A 16,707-nucleotide genomic window follows, 5' to 3' on the forward strand; every position below is an offset into this window, starting at 1 on the left:
CCCACAATTGGTCTTAACCCTTAAATAATATTTTGGAAGTGAGGAAGATAAAATGGATTATGTAAAACTTGGAAATACTGGTTTGGATGTGTCTCGACTTTGTCTTGGATGTATGAGTTTTGGTGAACCGGATCAAGGATATCCTGCTTGGACATTAAATGAAGAGAATAGTCGTCCCATTATTAAAAAAGCTCTTGATTTAGGAATTAACTTTTTTGATACAGCAAACTATTATTCAAATGGAACGAGCGAGGAAATTGTTGGGCGTGTATTAAAAGATTATGCAAATCGGGACGAAATAGTTATCACAACCAAACTTTATTTCCCGATGTCTGACGGTCCTAATAGTAAAGGTCTTTCTCGAAAAGCAATTATGAGGGAGATTGATCATAGCCTTAAGAGACTAGGAACAGACTACGTAGATCTATATCAAATTCACCGTTGGGATTATAACACCCCTATTGAGGAAACGATGGAAGCTTTACATGATGTGGTTAAGGCTGGGAAGGTAAGATATATTGGTGCTTCATCGATGTTTGCATGGCAATTTTTAAAGGCGTTACATGTAGCTGAAAAAAATGGATGGACTCGTTTTGTATCCATGGAAAATCAACTAAACCTTTTGTATCGTGAAGAGGAAAGGGAGATGCTTCCGCTATGTAAAGAAGAAAAGATCGCTGTAATACCGTGGAGCCCGCTTGCAGGCGGGAAATTGACTAGAAATTGGGAAGATAAAACGGTTCGATCTGAAAAAGACAGTACGAAGAGTACTTTTTACAATAAAGATACAGATCGTTTAATTGTTGAAAGAGTAGCAGAGTTGGCCGTGAAACATGAAGTTCCACGTGCACATATCGCACTTGCCTGGGTACTGCTGAAGGAGCCTGTAACCGCTCCAATCGTTGGTGCTACGAAGTTGTCTCACCTAGAAGATGCGGTAGCTGCTCTTTCGATTAACTTGACACCTGAAGAGATTGCTTATTTAGAAGAGCCGTACATACCACATCAAATTGTTGGTTTTAAGTAATAGTATATAAATTGAAACCCCTAAGTCTCTTAAATAGAGGTTCAGAGGTTTCCTGGTTCCCTTTTTTGATACCGCTGTCATTAAATAAATAGATTTTTTTTTGAAAAATACCTAACCATTTGCTACATTTCAATATATATCATCTATGAGAGGAATTTAATAGATGAAAGGACTGTGGTTTAAAATGGAAAAGTATAGAATGGTACGAATTAATTTTTGGAAGAACCCGATTTTCTCTGAGGAGATGACGCGAGAGGAGAAATACTTCTACTGTATCTACTTACCAATCCAGATACGACACGAATTGGAATCTATAAAATTACGAAAAAGCAAATGGCTTTTGATTTGGGCTACTCCATCGAAAGTGTGCATTCATTAATGGACAGTGAAGAAGAAACTGATACATATGTAGATATAGCATGTGAAGATCTAGACGATACGTCCATGTGTCATGATACGACACGTGGGGAAAATAAAAAAAAGAAAAAAGAAAAAGAAAAACTACAACAAAAAGCTTTTAGTACATTTGGTGAAGAATTATTATATAACTGGAAATCACTAATATTTGGAAGGAAGTATACTACTTAGTGAAATAGGAGGGGGCTTATGGAAACATTCTTTGGTCACTATGGCAACCCATTTGAAATGTATTCGCTTCAGCATGGTGTGGCGCTTTTGTTTATTATATTGGTCTTAGGGACAGTCATTTGGTTCCGAGCACATTTACGTAAACCCGGGTGGAACCGTAAATTTCGTTACGGATTAGCATTGCTTATGCTCCTATTGCATGTTGGTTTACATTTATGGTACCTCACTACCGGCAATTGGACAGCAGAGCAATCGCTACCGTTTCATCTATGTACATTAACCCTATTTTTATCGATCTTACTGCTGTTTTTTCGTAATTTCTACTTGTATGAATTCGTCTTTTTTGCAGGAACCCTTGGTGCGATACAAGCGTTATTAACCCCAGTGCTTGATGTTGCTTTTCCGCATTTTTGGTATTTTTACTTTTTTATCGGACATGGGGGAATCTTGTTAACAGCGCTTTTTATGACTGCAGTAGAAGGTTTTAGACCTACTTGGATATCGGTTGCAAGGACGATGCTGTGGTTAAATGTTCTAATGGTGTTTGTGATCCCGGTAAATGCATTAACAGGAGCAAATTATATGTTTCTCGCAAGAAAACCTGACACTGTATCTTTGCTTGATTTTCTTGGACCATGGCCTTGGTATATTATTTCACTTGAGATAGTTGCACTCGTTTTATGTATATTGCTTTATTTGCCTTTTATATTATTTGAACGATGGAAGCTGTCAGGAAAATCAAATAACACAAGAAGGGTTAGGATATAAGTAGATCCTCAGCGTTTATATAGGGTAGGAAATTTATCATTGATGCTATTGCAATTTTTCATAGAACTGTACAGATCAACGATAAGACTTTATAGGGAATATTGCTATAATTGAAAAAAAGAAGTCGGGAGGACTTTAAGATTGGAAAAACATATTGAAAATATAATAATCCAATTTTTATCCAATAAAATAGCTCCTGTACTAATCATTCTCTTCGGATCGAGAGTGACTGGAAGAACTAATAAGGATAGCGATATAGATATTGCTTTTCTATCAGAAAGTGAAATAGAGAAGTATGATCTATTTTTAATAGCACAAGAATTAGCTTCAAAAATAAATATCGAAGTTGATCTTATTGATCTATCAAAGGCAAGTACTGTGTTCCAAGCACAGATTATTCATACAGGAAGAACAATATATTGTGAAGACGAACATATAAAGGCAGAATTTGAACTCAAAACGTTCAAGATGTATGCCAAATTAAACGAGGAAAGAGCTCCCATCTTAAAACAAATAGATGAAAGCGGGTCAATCTATGAAAAATGATGTCATTTTAAATAAAATAAATATTGTTGAACGCTGTATTAAGCGTATTCATGAAGAATATGGAAATACACCCAGAGCATCTAAAAAATTTTACTAAACAAGACTCTATAGTATTAAACCTACAACGAGCATGTGAAGCAAGTATAGGTCTTGCGATGCATATAGTAGCTGAAAAAAAGCTTGGTCTACCGCAAAACAGTCGTGATGCTTTTACATTATTAGAGCAAGAGAATATTATATCATCTTCATTATCAAGTAAAATGAAAGCTTGGTTGGATTTAGGAACATTGCTGTTCATGATTATCAAGATCTTAATTTAGAAATACTGCAGAAAATTTTAGAGAATCATATAGTAGATTTTAATCATTTTACAAAGACAATACTTCTATTTTAACTCTGAGGGAGTTAACATTATTTGTTATTTATCTTCACCATAATATTTGTTATTATATAAACAAGCCAAGACAGAGCTATGAAATGTGTCAGGACCGGAAGGTAGCAGCACTAAGTAGAATCCTGTTTGTGGCGATACATACGAAGTTTAACCCACAAAGACTCCATCTTTGTGGGTTTTGTTATATTCAACAGGCGTGCGCTTGCCTGAAACATGCTCAACTCCCTTAATGAAATCCTCCAATGATCCAAAATAATAACTTTTGGAGGCACCCCTTTTTGTAACTCGAGAAGATTCTTTAAAATCAGCAAAATAGGCTTTTATATCAGTAGCAACACCCACCCATTGTACATATTTTGTTGGGGAGGATTCGAAATCATTATAATCACCTATATTTAAAGTACTTTTGTCATACCTCGTTTTAAAAAAGTGAAACTGCCCTTGGTTAAATTATTTAGGAGGTTAAATAAATGTACGATTTTCAAAATGAACTTCAAGCGTTAAATCTCGGTGATTTCCAAGCTTCCCAACCAGTGACGTACGATCCAAACCAATTCTATGGTGATCAGGACCGTTTATTCGTAGGTGTGGGTGGTTTTGGCCGTTGTTCTAGTTGCTTTAGCAGCTGTTTTAATTGCTTTAATTGTTTTAATTGTTTCAGCTGCTTTAACTGTTTTAATTGCGGCGGTGGGCATCGATGTGGCGGTCATAATTGCGGCGGCGGACATCGTTGCGGTGGTCATAATTGCGGAGGCGGAAACCGTTGTGGTGGAGGAAATCGCTGCGGAGGAAGATAGTTTTCGCTTTATAAATGGAAACCCAGTTGCTTATAGAGAAGAGCCCTTGCACGTCGCAGGGGCTCTTCTCTATAAGTATAAACATAAGGGACAAATTGCAGTACATAGGATAATAGTGATGATAATTAATGATGAGGACCTAAGGAGGAACGAAAGTGACAAATTTAACCCCTTCTGCGCGTCTGAAAGTAAAAAGGGACACGTTTTTTCTCCCATACCCCAACAGCGGTGTGTTTTTTCGGAATAATGTAAGTTCCTTTCGTATGGAAGGCAGTATGATCGATAAGTGGGTTGAAAAGTTAATGCCGATGTTTAATGGCCAGCACACTTTGGAGTATTTGACAACCGGATTACCGGGTCCATACCGTGACAGAGTGTTTGAAATTGCAGAAACACTAGTAAGTAACGGTTTTGCTCGAGATGTAAGTCAAGAACGTCCGCATCAATTGACAGAACAGGTTATAAAAAACCATGCTTGTCAAATCGAATTTGTCGATAACTTAATAGATTCAGGAGCGTTCCGTTTTCAATGCTATCGACAGTCGAATGTGTTGGCTGTAGGATCAGGGCCATTTTTTATTTCGTTGATTTCTTCGTTACTTACTTCCGGACATCCCAAGTTCAAAATCCTGATAATGGATACGGATCAGACCAATAGACGACGGTTGAACGAACTTGTGGCGCGTGCCCGTAAAACAGACGATGAAGTGGAGATAGAGGAGCTTACCAAAAACAAGGAAAGAGATTGGCAGGAAGTGATGAAACCGTTTGATTACATTTTGTATGTTTCAGAAAAGGCTGATGTAGAGGAACTACGACTTCTACATAAGGTTAGCAGGGAGGGAAAGAAGGTGTTTCTCCCTGCTATTTGCTTGGAACAGGTCGGGTTAGCTGGACCGTTCGTGCATCCAAATTCAGAAGGGTGTTGGGAGTCTGCATGGCGCCGTCTTCACCAAACAGCACTCATCAATGACCAGCCATTTTCCGCATATTCTCCGACAGCTGGATCCATGCTTGCTAATGTGATTGTATTTGAGTTGTATAAGCATGTTACAGGTGTGTCTGAAAAGGAACAGAAAGAACGATTCTTTCTTCTAGATTTAGAAACACTTGAAGGTAACTGGCATCCGTTCATTCCTCATCCACTAGTAACTAGACATCCGTCTGTTAGATTAGTAGAGGATATCAATGTAAGACTGGAACAGAGAACAGAAAATCGTGATCCGAGTTCATTACTGGTTCACTTTAATCTGCTAACATCCAAGGTATCAGGGATTTTTCACAAATGGGAGGAAGGAGATTTAAAGCAGCTACCATTATCGCAGTGCTCGGTTCAGGCGGTTAATCCATTAACCGAGGGACCAACTGACCTATTGCAGGAGAGGGTATGTTCAGCACTGACACATCAGGAAGCGCGAATAGAAGCAGGGCTGACCGGAATTGAAATGTATGTCTCAAAAATGGCCGACATCTTTGAGCTGCCTCCACAAGTGAAAATAGCTGCTGGTATTATGTTAGCGGAAGGGGTTTGGCGGGGCCTGCAAAAATGTTTGGAAGAGGAGTTAATCCGACAAAGCCGCGAGCCGAGTTATTCCGTTTCTATAGTGAAGTTCAGGAAGGTAGAGGATCAACGCTGCCGTTTTTATTTGCAGTCCCTAACGACTATGCAAGGTGCACCGACCATTGCCTTAGGGGAGAATGTGTCGGGATTTCCGGTTGTGTGGGTTGGCACAAGAGACGGATGGTATGGCAGTGTAGATATTAATAGAACCTTGGCACTCCGAAACGCTTTGCAGCAGGCTATTGCAAAAGGCCAAAACCATGGAGAATCGGAAACACCGCGATCATTGGAATTTACCTCATTATTTTTGGATGAAAAAGAACCGGAAAGTATAGAAATTCTTATGTGTGAAGACAGGATTCGTTCTGAGGACCTCCAGGAAGCAATTAAAGTCCTTGAACGGAACAGAAAGCAGCTTCAGGTGTATGAACTTGATGTGGAACCTTTTCTTAAACAGAAATTGGCCGGGGTATTCGGGGTATTGATTCAAGAGGAGGGATTCAAGTGAGTGCTGTTGTGTTAGTGGTCGGAGAAGGGATATTATCAGACTTCATATGTGAAGAAATATCCTCTCAATACCTTGTGGTTCGTAAATCTAATTTCGAGAGCATCCTACCAACAACCATCGATTTGGCATTGGTGCTGCAGGATGTCTGGAATCCCTCTGTTTATCAACAAGCAGAACAGATGTTTCGTCGTATCAACACTCCATGGCTACGAGGTTTTGGTTTTTTTGGAGAAGGAATCATAGGTCCTCTAGTTCGGCCTGGTACCCCGGGTTGCACTCAATGTGTGGAGACAAGACGTCTTTTGACAGGACACGACCGTAGAGACATGCGGGAGATGCAGAGGCGGTTGGAGTCAAATGGGGGAATGCACCAGGAAGCTTGGGCATCACGTACAGGACTCCAACAGTTGGCACACATAATTGAAGCTGAGGTAAAAAGAATCATACAAGGAGAAGAGGTGGCCTCCGAAGGAAAAGTCTGTTTTCTCAATCTGAAAACCTTGAACTGTTCCTGGCATAAGTTCCTGCCTGACCCTTTGTGTCCCGTTTGCAGTTCAATACCAGTCGATTCACCCGAAATGGCAGGTATTTCATTGAGACATACTCCGAAGTTTAACCGTGACCATTTCCGCACCCGTTCGCTAGATAGTCTGAGTACAGTTTTAATGAAAGACTATCTAGATCCACGTACAGGGCTTTTAAATGAAAAACATGTCAACCTTGTTCATACCTTTGCGGATGTAAGTGTTAATCTGCCTTTGTTCGAGGGAGATGAGGGAACAGCGGGCCGGACCAACTCCTTCGCGGTAAGTGAGTTAACGGCGATATTGGAAGGATTGGAGCGGTACTGTGGACTTCAGCCCCGTGGTAAACGGACCGTGGTCCATGATAGTTATAACATGTTGAAAAATCAGGCACTCCATCCGATTGAAGTAGGTGTGCACGAAAAAGAACAGTACCAAAGACCTGGTTTTCCATTTGAAGAATTTGATCCCGATCGCCCCATCAATTGGGTATGGGGATATTCATTTTTGCAGGAGCGTCCGATACTGGTCCCCGAGTTGCTGGCTTATTACAGTTTGGGTTGCGAATCGCGAGGGTTCGTCTATGAGACTTCCAACGGATGTGCGCTAGGAGGTAGTTTAGAAGAAGCTATTTTCTATGGTATTTTGGAAGTGGTGGAGCGGGATTCGTTCTTAATGACTTGGTATGCAGAGCTTCCTTTGCCGCGTCTTGATCCATACTCCACGGAGGATCAAGAGCTTCTGTTAATGATTGACCGGATGCAAACGGTTGGTGGATATGATTTACATTTATATAACTCGACCATGGAGCACGGAATTCCGAGTATTTTAGCAATCGCAAAAAATAGAAAGAAAACAGGTTTGAATCTGATATGTGCGGCTGGAGCTCATTTGGACCCCGTACGTGCGGTAAAAACGGCTGTTCACGAGTTAGCTGGGATGATGTTGTCATTGGATGAGAAATTGGAGAAAAACAAGTCGGAGTATTTGCGTATGTTACATGACTCAAGCTTGGTAAGACAGATGGACGATCATGGGATGTTGTATGGATTACCGGAGGCCGAAGAGCGCCTAAAGTTTTTGTTAGAGGACAATCGCCCATTAAGAACCTTTGAAGAGGAATATGGTTCTAGACGTAAGCATTTAGATCTTACCGATGATCTATTGGAACTTCTTCAAGAATTTCGCCGATTAAACCTCGATGTGATTGTGGTGGATCAGTCAACACCGGAAACGCTTCAAAACAACCTATATTGTGTGAAAGTACTGATTCCAGGAATGCTTCCAATGACATTCGGACAGCATCTTACACGAATAACCGGACTCGAGAGGGTGTTAAGGGTCCCGATGGAATTGGGATATACAACGGAACCGCTGACGACCGAACAGCTCAATCCCCATCCTCATCCGTTTCCATAAGCAGTCACTAGGAGGCGATTGTTATGAATTGTGATGAGTTTCTGCACAATTTACATTTCGATATTGAAAAGGCAAGCATCCCGAATTGGGAAGTGGATTGGGAGGATGGGCCACTTGCCTATAAACTATACCGAGGTTTGCCTGTCGTACCATTATCTCTAAATGTACCGTTGACACTTGAAGGTTCTAAACCTCCCGTAAAACCCGATCTTCGTGAAATCAGTCATTTTCTATGGTATGTCTTCGGGCTGACTCAATTTAGTCAATCTGTTTTCTCAACAAGTTCTGGAGAGAACAACACAGACATGATGCAATCGTTCCGAAGATTTGCTCCGTCGGGTGGAGGGTTGTATCCAAACGAATTATACGTATATCTGAAAATGGATGATTTGCCCCACGGGGTTTACCATTACGATGTGGCACACCACCGCTTGGTCTTGCTGCGAGAAGGCAATTTCGATTCATATATTACCCGGGCTCTTGGTTATCGCTGTGACGTATCTTCATGTTTTGGTACGGTTTTTGTGTCGACGATGTTTTGGAAAAATTTTTTCAAATATAATAACTTTGCCTACCGACTGCAGGGTTTGGATGCGGGTGTATTGATGGGGCAGCTATTGGAAGTATCTAAACGGTTTAGCTGGGAATCAGGGGTGTACTTTCAATATCTGGATCAGGCCGTAAATCATTTGCTAGGTTTATCGGAAAAAGAAGAAAGCGTTTATGCGGTCATCCCGTTATCGGTTGAACCTACCATTTGGTCAGCAAACGGGAGTGAAAGGGAAAGAGTGGTATCCTCAGAAGAGCTGATCCGGGAATTACAAGCGATTCATCCTGATCACTATGTCCGCTCAAAGAAGGTAAAAGAATTCCCTATGTTAACCAAATTAAGTCAAGCTGCCATGCAAAATTCTCCTTCTTCGTTTGAATTTGTCAAGGAAAAGCAAAATGTGAAAGCGGAAGGTCAACTGTTAGCTCTGCCTGAAACAGAGTGGATGTCATATGATTTGGCAACTGCAAGTCGAAATCGATTTTCTCCTAGCTTGGATTTCGTGTTGGGAAAAGTCAGTCAACAGTTAGTAGCTTATCTCTTGCAGGAGACGACGGACTCCTTTTCGTATCGAAATGATTTGGAAGCTGTGTATCATAACCATGAGCCACGCGTCAATCTAAGTGTTTGTATGTATAATGTAGAAGGCATTCCTGATGGTGCATATCACTATGAACGTCATGTCCATGGACTAAGACAGGTCCAACCCGGGGATCACCGACTCCTGCTCCAATCCGGGATGTCAATGGATAATGTCAATTTACTCCAAGTCCAACTCTGCTTTCATGTGACAGGAGAGAAGGATTACGATAAAGATGCATTCGGATATAGAGGATATCGTATCCAGCAGATGGAGGCAGGTATGCTCGTGCAACGATTACTCATCGTTGCATCAGCGTTAGGATTAGGAGGGCACCCACTCCTCGGATATGATGTGAAATTGTGTGATCACCTGTATAGATTGGATACTGAAGGAAATACGGCTCTCATCCAGATTCCCATTGGTCCTTATCAACACCGGCCTTGGTTAGTAGGAGGTTTGCATTGTTAAAAGCCTGCTTCATGGGATATTATGTAGGAGAATTCACTTCACAGAGATTATGTGGGTGAATTCTTTTTTAATTAGTGTAAGAAGTAGAATTCGCACATTTTTCATGGTAAGAACACTTCGTCCTGCCACAGTTGATACATATAGATAATTAACGCAAAACCGACCATCATAGTAACAATAGCTATTGTAGACAATGTCGATTCACTCGATACAAGCCCCATCCGTTGCCATACCGGATAAACAAGGTACATAAATGCCCCGTCCAAAAGTATATTGACAGTCAAATACATCCGAAATTTCCCGAATGTAAAGTGGAATATCCAGATAACTATAACTAAATATGCTCCGTACACCCAAGGAACCGGGATGACTTTATCCCACCCGAACAGACTCGAACCTGTCTCTTTCCACCATCCGTAATGGTAAGCCGCTTGATATGCCAAGGTATGAATAACGGTCATAAATAGAGCGACTGGCATGTACCTGCGTACAATATCCATTTTCAAAAAAAACAAGGACGCCCAAGGCAATATCAAGAGTGACCAGAGAATAGTCTGTTTCATGTCATTAATACCCCACATTAGTTTTATTGGTAGTGTTACTCTTGGCTCATATATTTATTCGACTTATACGATAAACGTATGTGTTTACATAGAATACGGGGAACAAGGGTCACTAGAGTCTCGTATTTTTGAAACATGTATTAATCAGCAAAGTAACTAAATTTCGGGCAAGGACCCTGTGGGGGGAGCATGATGTAAAATACATAATGACCTATAAAATGGATAACAATAAAAAAAATAACAAATTATAGGATGAGAAAAATGAATCAAAATACTGATAGATTAACCTCTCCAGAAATAGCAAATTTGTGGACCCATTACATACGTGAGACAATGGGGATTTGTGTGATCAAGTACATGCATAAGAACATTAAAGACTCTACGATAAAAAAAGTTTTTCAAACTGCTCATAGACTTGGTTGTCTATGCACGCAGCTCAGTCTTACAGCCTTGCTTTTACTCTTTCCATTCGGCAGGACATAAGAGATTTTTATTACCAATGTAATATTAACACTATGGATTTATATAACGAATCATTGACAGACCTTGTTTAAAAAAAATCTTCTCGAGAAACCTCCGCTGTATTCGACACCAGATAAAATTCATTTATCAGGACTCTTGATTATGTAACGGATATATTTGGTAATAAAAGAACCATGAATACTCTTGAATGTGGTAATATATATTTTAATTTGGAGAAAAGCTCCATTACAAAGGGGTGTCTAATCGCCTTTAGGCAAGTATGTAAAGATAAAGAAGTAAGTAATAAACACCTTGGCAATTTTTCGAAATTGTTACTTGAAGAAAACCTACATATACCTCGTACATTAGACTCCGAATTAACAAATTCAAATATAGCACCCTTTTCTGATAAACTGATGGTGTTTCATGCAGGCTCTTTATTTGCTGCAGCTATTTCCTATTACGGTACTGCTGCGATTTACAGTATGAGGGCAGATATTGCAACATTATGTGAAAAAGCAATTCTAGATGATTTACTTGTTTATGGTAGTTTTGGTAAGTTAATGATTAAAAAAAATTGGATGGAGCAACCTCCTAATGCGGATGACAGGAAAATTATAAATAACTAATGCTATTGGACAGTCAAAAAAGCAATATAAGGGAAAGGGGATGTAAATAAGATTACATCCCTTTCTTCATAATAATTACTATTTCAATAGTATACATGGAAATGGCCACCACAGAAACAAACTGTAGTAGTTTTGTTTCTTTTATGGAACAAAATGGTATATTGCCTTTATGGAGTGAGCTAACACATATTGAGAGTGAATGGTAAAGTAGTAGATGGATTTTTTCATATTTGTGTCATTTGTCATCATATGACGAGAATTTAAAGTAGAAATAAAATTTGACGCGAGGATAACAGATTTGATAAATCCGAGCATCACAGGAGAAGAAGAGTAGAGACATCTATTTTAATAAATGAAAAATTTCTACTTCAATTAAAATAGAGATCTGAATTCGTTTCAGGTCTTTTTTTATTGTGAAAAACAAGAATCTATACGATAAATGCGTTATTAAGGATAAAATTAATTCAAAACAGAACCTTGGAAAAATTTGAATCGTCTAATTACAAAAATTATTGCGAGGGGAGCAAGATTTATATGATAGATGCCTCTACATCAGAGCCACTAGAACATTTGAATCGAGAAGAAAAGCTGAAGTGGTTAATGAGGACCTATGGGAATGATGTGATAAGAATTGCGTATAGCTACCTAAAACAAAAGCAGTTAGCAGAAGATGTAGCGCAAGATGTATTTATTAAGTGTTATGAGAAGATGGATTCCTTTAGAAATGAATCTTCTTATAAAACCTGGCTAATTAGAATCACGGTAAATAGGTGTAAAGATGTTTTAAAGAGCTGGTCTTATAAAAATTTATACATAACCGATTTCTTTAAGTCCAAACAAACCAAAGCTAACTTAGATCATACTTACGTTGTTTCAGAAGACAAAGAAGATATATCCAAGAAAGTAATGGAACTCCCAGTAAAACAGCGCGAAGTAATTATTCTCTTTTATTATGAGGAGTTTTCGGTAGAGGAAATCGCGAACTTATTAAAAACCAATTCGAGTACCGTGAAAACTCGGCTGCATCGTGGACGTCTTAAGCTGAGAGAATCATTCGAAGGAGCGTGGGCCATTAATGGAAAATAAATTGGAGAATCTAAAAGAAAAAATGGATGAAACCATTTTTAGGGACATATCTTTTGAGGATAAACACTATCATAAGGTTTTACATTCCATTAAAAACCCCGAACATAATAGTAGTCGATTATCGCCACTGAAGAACAAGTTCAATATGGTCCTCAGTATGTCCGTTATATCCCTTATAGCTCTAGGTATAACGTATTTTGTAGGCATGCAATTAAACTCGCCCTCGGGATCAGAGAAAACACAAATAGACAAACCAAAGGAAGATACCAAGGAATCGTTAACGAAGCCATTAGACAGTGAAACGGAATATGTCCCAACCGTTCAAGAAGAAAATTATGATAATATGACCAAAGAAGAAATTCTTACAAAAATGATTAATACTGTTGATTATTTTAAAACAGCTTCTGGTCAGTACAAGATGCATTACGGTCATATCCCAGCTGAATATGAGGTGGAGTATACTATTAGCCTTGGCGAGATTTCTGGAGGAGTTAGTAAAACCACAGAAGCTGTTAATGGTAAAAAGGTAATAAATTCCGAATATTATTTAGGTGGTTCCGTTTGGGCGCTCTCAGAAGAAACAAATACATTTAAAGAGTTTAAATATGCTGATTATGATAATTTTGGTCAACCTATTACACTTGATGAGGCATTTCCAGGAACCGATGTTACGAATTATCGGGGCAGACCTCCTATTGGTGTTGCGAATGAAACGTTGTTTCCTTATGAAATAGCATCCAACTATACAAGAGACTTAAACTCGTGGGATATTGAAAAACAAAATGAAGAGATACTGGGGCATAATACGCTTATTATTAAAGGAAATAAAAATCATAGAGATTTCCAATCGTTCCGTTTTTGGGTGGATAAAGATACAGGGATCCTAGTTAAATACGAAACGTACAACTCAGAAGGAGAGGTTGTGGACTACCTATATCCGACTAAACTTGAAATTAACATTCCGATTGATAGTAAACAATTCACTCCAAACCTAGAAGGATACAAGAATTTAGATGTGGAAGAAGATACTCAACCTAAGATGACTAATGGGAATATAGATGAATTTATCCCCGAGGAGTTAAAGAATCAATGGGAAGAAGCAAAGAAGAGACCAAATGAGACAACGTTATTTCGTTTTAATGGACAGTATGACCAATGGTTTATTTTTGTTGAAAAAGGATATGTAGTGGACAGAATTGAGAAGGACGGAAAAGTAGGGTTTGTATATCTTACAAAAGCTTCATCCGAAAAGTCCCAATATAATTTTCACGTACTTGCTGAAGGGTATAAGGTAGACACGTTAAAGATTGTGCGTGAGTAAATGAATCAGTTACAACAGAATGATATATTGTGGGCAGATTCGGAAGGATACCTAATAAGAAAGGAGAGCAGAGAGATTTGCTCTTCTTTTGTTTTAATAAAGACCTGGTTTTTATGGTCTACTAAGATTATTTTAGTTAGGTATACTATAAAAAAGCCATACTTCATTAAGTGAAGTGTGGCTTTACTCTATGAAACTATCTATTAATGACAGACTTAATTTATAATACAGAATCGATTATTTGCTCAAATTTATCACTAACAGTACTTCTGTTTGTCACTATTTCCTCGTTAATGAATAAAAAAGCAATTTTCTTCGTGGCAACCTCCTGCTATGCATTTGTTGGTACAATTGCTAAATTACTATGTTCGGCATGGGACTTCTATGTTGAAGATACAAAAGACTTTATTCGAGGATGTTTAAAAGGTTATGCCGAAAATCAAAGTTTATATACCGTTATTTTATTCAATGGAGAAATTGTTGGAACAGCAGGCTTCAACAGTATAGATTGGTCCAACAAACGGCATATTTTGGATATTGGCTTGGAAAAGAATATCAAGGAAAAGGGATTATGACCAAAGTTGCTAAAGCATTGACTAACTATGCTTTTACTCACCTCAATTTAAATAAAGTGGAAATTCGAGCTGCTGTGGGAAATAAAAAAAGTAGGAGCGTTCCAGAAAGATTAGGTTTTGTAAATGAAGGGATAATTAGGCAAGCAGAATGGCTATATGACCATTATGTTGACATTACCGTTTATGGGGTTTTAGCAAACGAATGGAGAGAAAATAATTCATAACAATAAACCCAATTTAAAAGCACCTGAAAGTGAACTGCACCCCAATTGTTAGATTAGTGTCTAACAATTGGGGTGCAGTTCACTAGTTGGTTGCCTTTAAACATAGGAACTAAACTGGGTCGAGATTAGAGGAAGTGTAAGAATAGGATTTTTTACTGCAATCCTCTTTTCTAATTGTAGAAAAGGAGCAGGTTTGTTGAAGAAGGATAAGCATTCAAGTTTAACGAATTATTAATGTAATACACATTTTAAGGAGCTAATTTACAGTGATAAATGAGGAAAAAATCATTGAACTTATAACAGAAGATGAATGGATGATGGATATATTAAAAGCAGCTAAATCGTTGAATTTGCCTGATTGGTGGATCTGTGCTGGATTTATTCGTTCAAAAATATGGGATACATTACATAATTTCAATGAAAGAACTCCAATTCCAGATATTGATGTAATTTATTTTGACCCTAGAAATATTGATGAATTAACGGAAAAGAAGCTTGAGGAAATGCTTAAAACCCTTATGCCTAAAGCTCCTTGGTCTGTAAAAAATGAAGCAAGAATGCACATTAAAAGCAATATGCCCCCCTATTCTTCTTCCGTTGATGCTATTTCCAAGTTCCCAGAAACAGCGACAGCTTTAGGAGTAAAATTAGATGAAAGAGAAAATGTGAAATTAATAGCCCCTTGTGGTATTAGTGATGTTATTAATCTAGAAGTGAAGCCAACTCTTTTTTTTAGAGAGACTAAAGAACGAGTTGAAATTTACGAAGCCGGAATCATAAAAAAGAATTGGAAATCAATTTGGAATAATTTAAAAGTGCATTATATTACTCATTCTTACTAAGCTAAAGGAGCAGTTTAGTCAAAAATGCTATAATTAAATAATTGTAATTTATATTAAGGAGCCTTTATTGTTTTGGACGCAAAATATATTAATTTCTACGAATTCGGCTGCCCTAAAGATGTTTTAAAAATTGAATATAAAACCATTGAACCACCAAAAGATAATGAAGTTCTTGTTCGAATGTTGGCAAGACCTATCAATCCTTCTGATTTAATTCCAGTTAGAGGAGCGTATTCTCATCGAATTTCTTTACCTAATATTCCTGGTTATGAAGGAGTTGGGATTGTAGAGGATGTAGGTCCTTTAGTTTCAAAGAACCTCATTGGTAAACGGGTTTTACCTTTGCGAGGGGAAGGTACATGGCAAGAGTTTGTTAAGACAACAGCAGAATTCGCCGTTCATATACCTGATTCTATTGATGATTTTATTGCATCACAAATGTATATCAATCCCGTTACAGCGTGGGTGGTTTGTACGGAAGTTTTAAAAATAAGACCAAATGATGTTTTATTGGTTAACGCATGTGGTTCTTCTATTGGTCATATTTTTGCTCAATTATCAAAGATTTTAGGTTTTCAATTGATTGCAGTAACTAGAAATAATAAGTATACAGAGGAATTAATTCAACTCGGTGCTTCTAATGTGATTGATACCTCTATAAGTTGCCTAAATAAAAGCGTTATGGAATTAACATGTGGAATGGGTGCACATGCTGCCATTGATTCTGTTGGAGGTTCGGATGGAAATGAATTAGCTTTTAGTGTCCGACCCGATGGACAGTTTTTAACAATCGGTCTTTTATCTGGGGTACAAGTAAATTGGGCAGAAATTGTAAATCAAGCAAAAGTGAATGCGAATATGTTTCATTTACGGAATTGGAATAAAAATGTCTCTGCAAAAAAATGGCAAGAAACTTTTAATCATTTAATACGCCTAATAGATGGTAAACAATTACGGTTGATGATGGTCGATTCAAAGTATGACTTGTCGGATGTTAAAAAGGCAATTGACGCTGTTGAATTTTCTAATAAAACAAAAGGGAAAGTATTTTTAACAAGTTACTGAGTACATCTTGCTCAATAAAAATAGGCATTAATCCAAGAAGGATTAATGCCTATTTTTATTGAATCTCTTACTTAAGAAAAGGGGCAGCATTCCTGTAATGAATGAAAATGAGGTTTGAACAAAAAAATAACCTCTTGGTAGAATGAGAGAGTCCAAAGCCTGCAAGCGAAAAGGACAACTCAATTAACCAGGAGGGTATAAAATGAA

At 38.2% G+C, this 16,707-nt stretch carries 15 protein-coding genes, 1 other RNA gene and 3 pseudogenes; 18 read left to right on the forward strand and 1 reads right to left on the reverse strand.

The window, feature by feature from the left end:
* Positions 1–52: 52 nt before the first annotated feature.
* The 11 genes and pseudogenes from ACVBAX_RS17830 (at position 53) to ACVBAX_RS17880 (ending at position 9,733) form a co-directional block, all read left to right on the forward strand.
* The gene (locus ACVBAX_RS17830; protein WP_447118217.1) at positions 53–1,027 is read left to right on the forward strand and encodes an aldo/keto reductase; all 975 of its coding nucleotides are present in this window, start codon (positions 53–55) and stop codon (positions 1,025–1,027) included.
* Between the two features lie 184 nt (positions 1,028–1,211).
* Positions 1,212–1,411: pseudogene (locus tag ACVBAX_RS17835) on the forward strand (DNA replication protein DnaD); the annotation flags it as partial.
* A complete protein-coding gene (locus tag ACVBAX_RS17840) occupies positions 1,406–1,615 on the forward strand; it encodes a hypothetical protein (protein WP_447118236.1) in 210 nt (69 codons plus the stop codon). The pseudogene ACVBAX_RS17835 and the gene ACVBAX_RS17840, both read left to right, overlap by 6 nt.
* Before the next feature lie 18 nt (positions 1,616–1,633).
* Complete coding sequence (locus ACVBAX_RS17845; RefSeq protein WP_447118218.1) at positions 1,634–2,383, forward strand: YwaF family protein; 750 nt, start codon at positions 1,634–1,636, stop codon at positions 2,381–2,383.
* Positions 2,384–2,524: 141 nt separating this feature from the next.
* On the forward strand, positions 2,525–2,929 hold the full coding sequence (mntA, locus tag ACVBAX_RS17850; protein WP_391559043.1) for a type VII toxin-antitoxin system MntA family adenylyltransferase antitoxin: 405 nt from the start codon (positions 2,525–2,527) through the stop codon (positions 2,927–2,929).
* Positions 2,919–3,323: pseudogene (gene hepT / locus ACVBAX_RS17855) on the forward strand (type VII toxin-antitoxin system HepT family RNase toxin). Before mntA ends, hepT begins: the two are co-directional and overlap by 11 nt.
* Positions 3,324–3,384: 61 nt before the next feature.
* An RNA gene (gene ffs / locus ACVBAX_RS17860) (signal recognition particle sRNA small type) lies at positions 3,385–3,462 on the forward strand.
* Positions 3,463–3,793: 331 nt separating this feature from the next.
* On the forward strand, positions 3,794–4,120 hold the full coding sequence (locus ACVBAX_RS17865; protein WP_447118219.1) for a heterocycloanthracin/sonorensin family bacteriocin: 327 nt from the start codon (positions 3,794–3,796) through the stop codon (positions 4,118–4,120).
* A 155-nt stretch (positions 4,121–4,275) separates the two neighbouring features.
* Positions 4,276–6,189 (forward strand): putative thiazole-containing bacteriocin maturation protein, encoded by a 1,914-nt coding sequence (locus ACVBAX_RS17870; RefSeq protein WP_447118220.1) that lies wholly within the window; start codon positions 4,276–4,278, stop codon positions 6,187–6,189.
* Positions 6,186–8,132: a TOMM precursor leader peptide-binding protein gene (locus tag ACVBAX_RS17875; RefSeq protein ID WP_447118221.1), complete on the forward strand. Its 1,947-nt coding sequence runs from the start codon at positions 6,186–6,188 to the stop codon at positions 8,130–8,132. Before ACVBAX_RS17870 ends, ACVBAX_RS17875 begins: the two co-directional genes overlap by 4 nt.
* Before the next feature lie 23 nt (positions 8,133–8,155).
* Positions 8,156–9,733, forward strand: coding sequence for a SagB family peptide dehydrogenase (locus tag ACVBAX_RS17880; RefSeq protein ID WP_447118222.1), 1,578 nt, complete (start codon positions 8,156–8,158; stop codon positions 9,731–9,733).
* Positions 9,734–9,834: 101 nt separating this feature from the next.
* Here ACVBAX_RS17880 and ACVBAX_RS17885 read toward each other — a convergent pair whose 3' ends face one another.
* Entirely contained in the window at positions 9,835–10,296 is a 462-nt protein-coding gene (locus tag ACVBAX_RS17885) for a hypothetical protein (protein ID WP_447118223.1), read from the reverse strand.
* 261 nt (positions 10,297–10,557) lie between these two features.
* Between ACVBAX_RS17885 and ACVBAX_RS17890 the strand changes: the two genes are divergently transcribed.
* The 7 genes and pseudogenes from ACVBAX_RS17890 to ACVBAX_RS17920 all read left to right on the forward strand — a co-directional run bounded on the left by ACVBAX_RS17890 (position 10,558) and on the right by ACVBAX_RS17920 (position 16,500).
* Positions 10,558–10,779 (forward strand): DUF3231 family protein, encoded by a 222-nt coding sequence (locus ACVBAX_RS17890; RefSeq protein WP_447118224.1) that lies wholly within the window; start codon positions 10,558–10,560, stop codon positions 10,777–10,779.
* Between the two features lie 173 nt (positions 10,780–10,952).
* The gene (locus tag ACVBAX_RS17895; protein WP_447118225.1) at positions 10,953–11,387 is read left to right on the forward strand and encodes a DUF3231 family protein; all 435 of its coding nucleotides are present in this window, start codon (positions 10,953–10,955) and stop codon (positions 11,385–11,387) included.
* 534 nt (positions 11,388–11,921) lie between these two features.
* Positions 11,922–12,473 carry a sigma-70 family RNA polymerase sigma factor gene (locus ACVBAX_RS17900; RefSeq protein ID WP_447118226.1) on the forward strand — a complete coding sequence of 184 codons (552 nt, stop codon included), beginning with the start codon at positions 11,922–11,924 and terminating at the stop codon, positions 12,471–12,473.
* Positions 12,463–13,794, forward strand: coding sequence for a sigma-E factor regulatory protein RseB domain-containing protein (locus ACVBAX_RS17905; protein WP_447118227.1), 1,332 nt, complete (start codon positions 12,463–12,465; stop codon positions 13,792–13,794). The genes ACVBAX_RS17900 and ACVBAX_RS17905 overlap by 11 nt, the downstream gene beginning before the upstream one ends.
* Before the next feature lie 350 nt (positions 13,795–14,144).
* A pseudogene (locus tag ACVBAX_RS17910) lies at positions 14,145–14,593 on the forward strand (GNAT family N-acetyltransferase).
* Positions 14,594–14,907: 314 nt separating this feature from the next.
* Positions 14,908–15,435 carry a nucleotidyltransferase family protein gene (locus ACVBAX_RS17915; protein ID WP_447118235.1) on the forward strand — a complete coding sequence of 176 codons (528 nt, stop codon included), beginning with the start codon at positions 14,908–14,910 and terminating at the stop codon, positions 15,433–15,435.
* 72 nt (positions 15,436–15,507) lie between these two features.
* A complete protein-coding gene (locus ACVBAX_RS17920) occupies positions 15,508–16,500 on the forward strand; it encodes a zinc-dependent alcohol dehydrogenase family protein (RefSeq protein ID WP_447118229.1) in 993 nt (330 codons plus the stop codon).
* The last annotated feature ends 207 nt before the right edge of the window (positions 16,501–16,707 follow it).

The organism is Robertmurraya sp. GLU-23 (assembly GCF_052983275.1).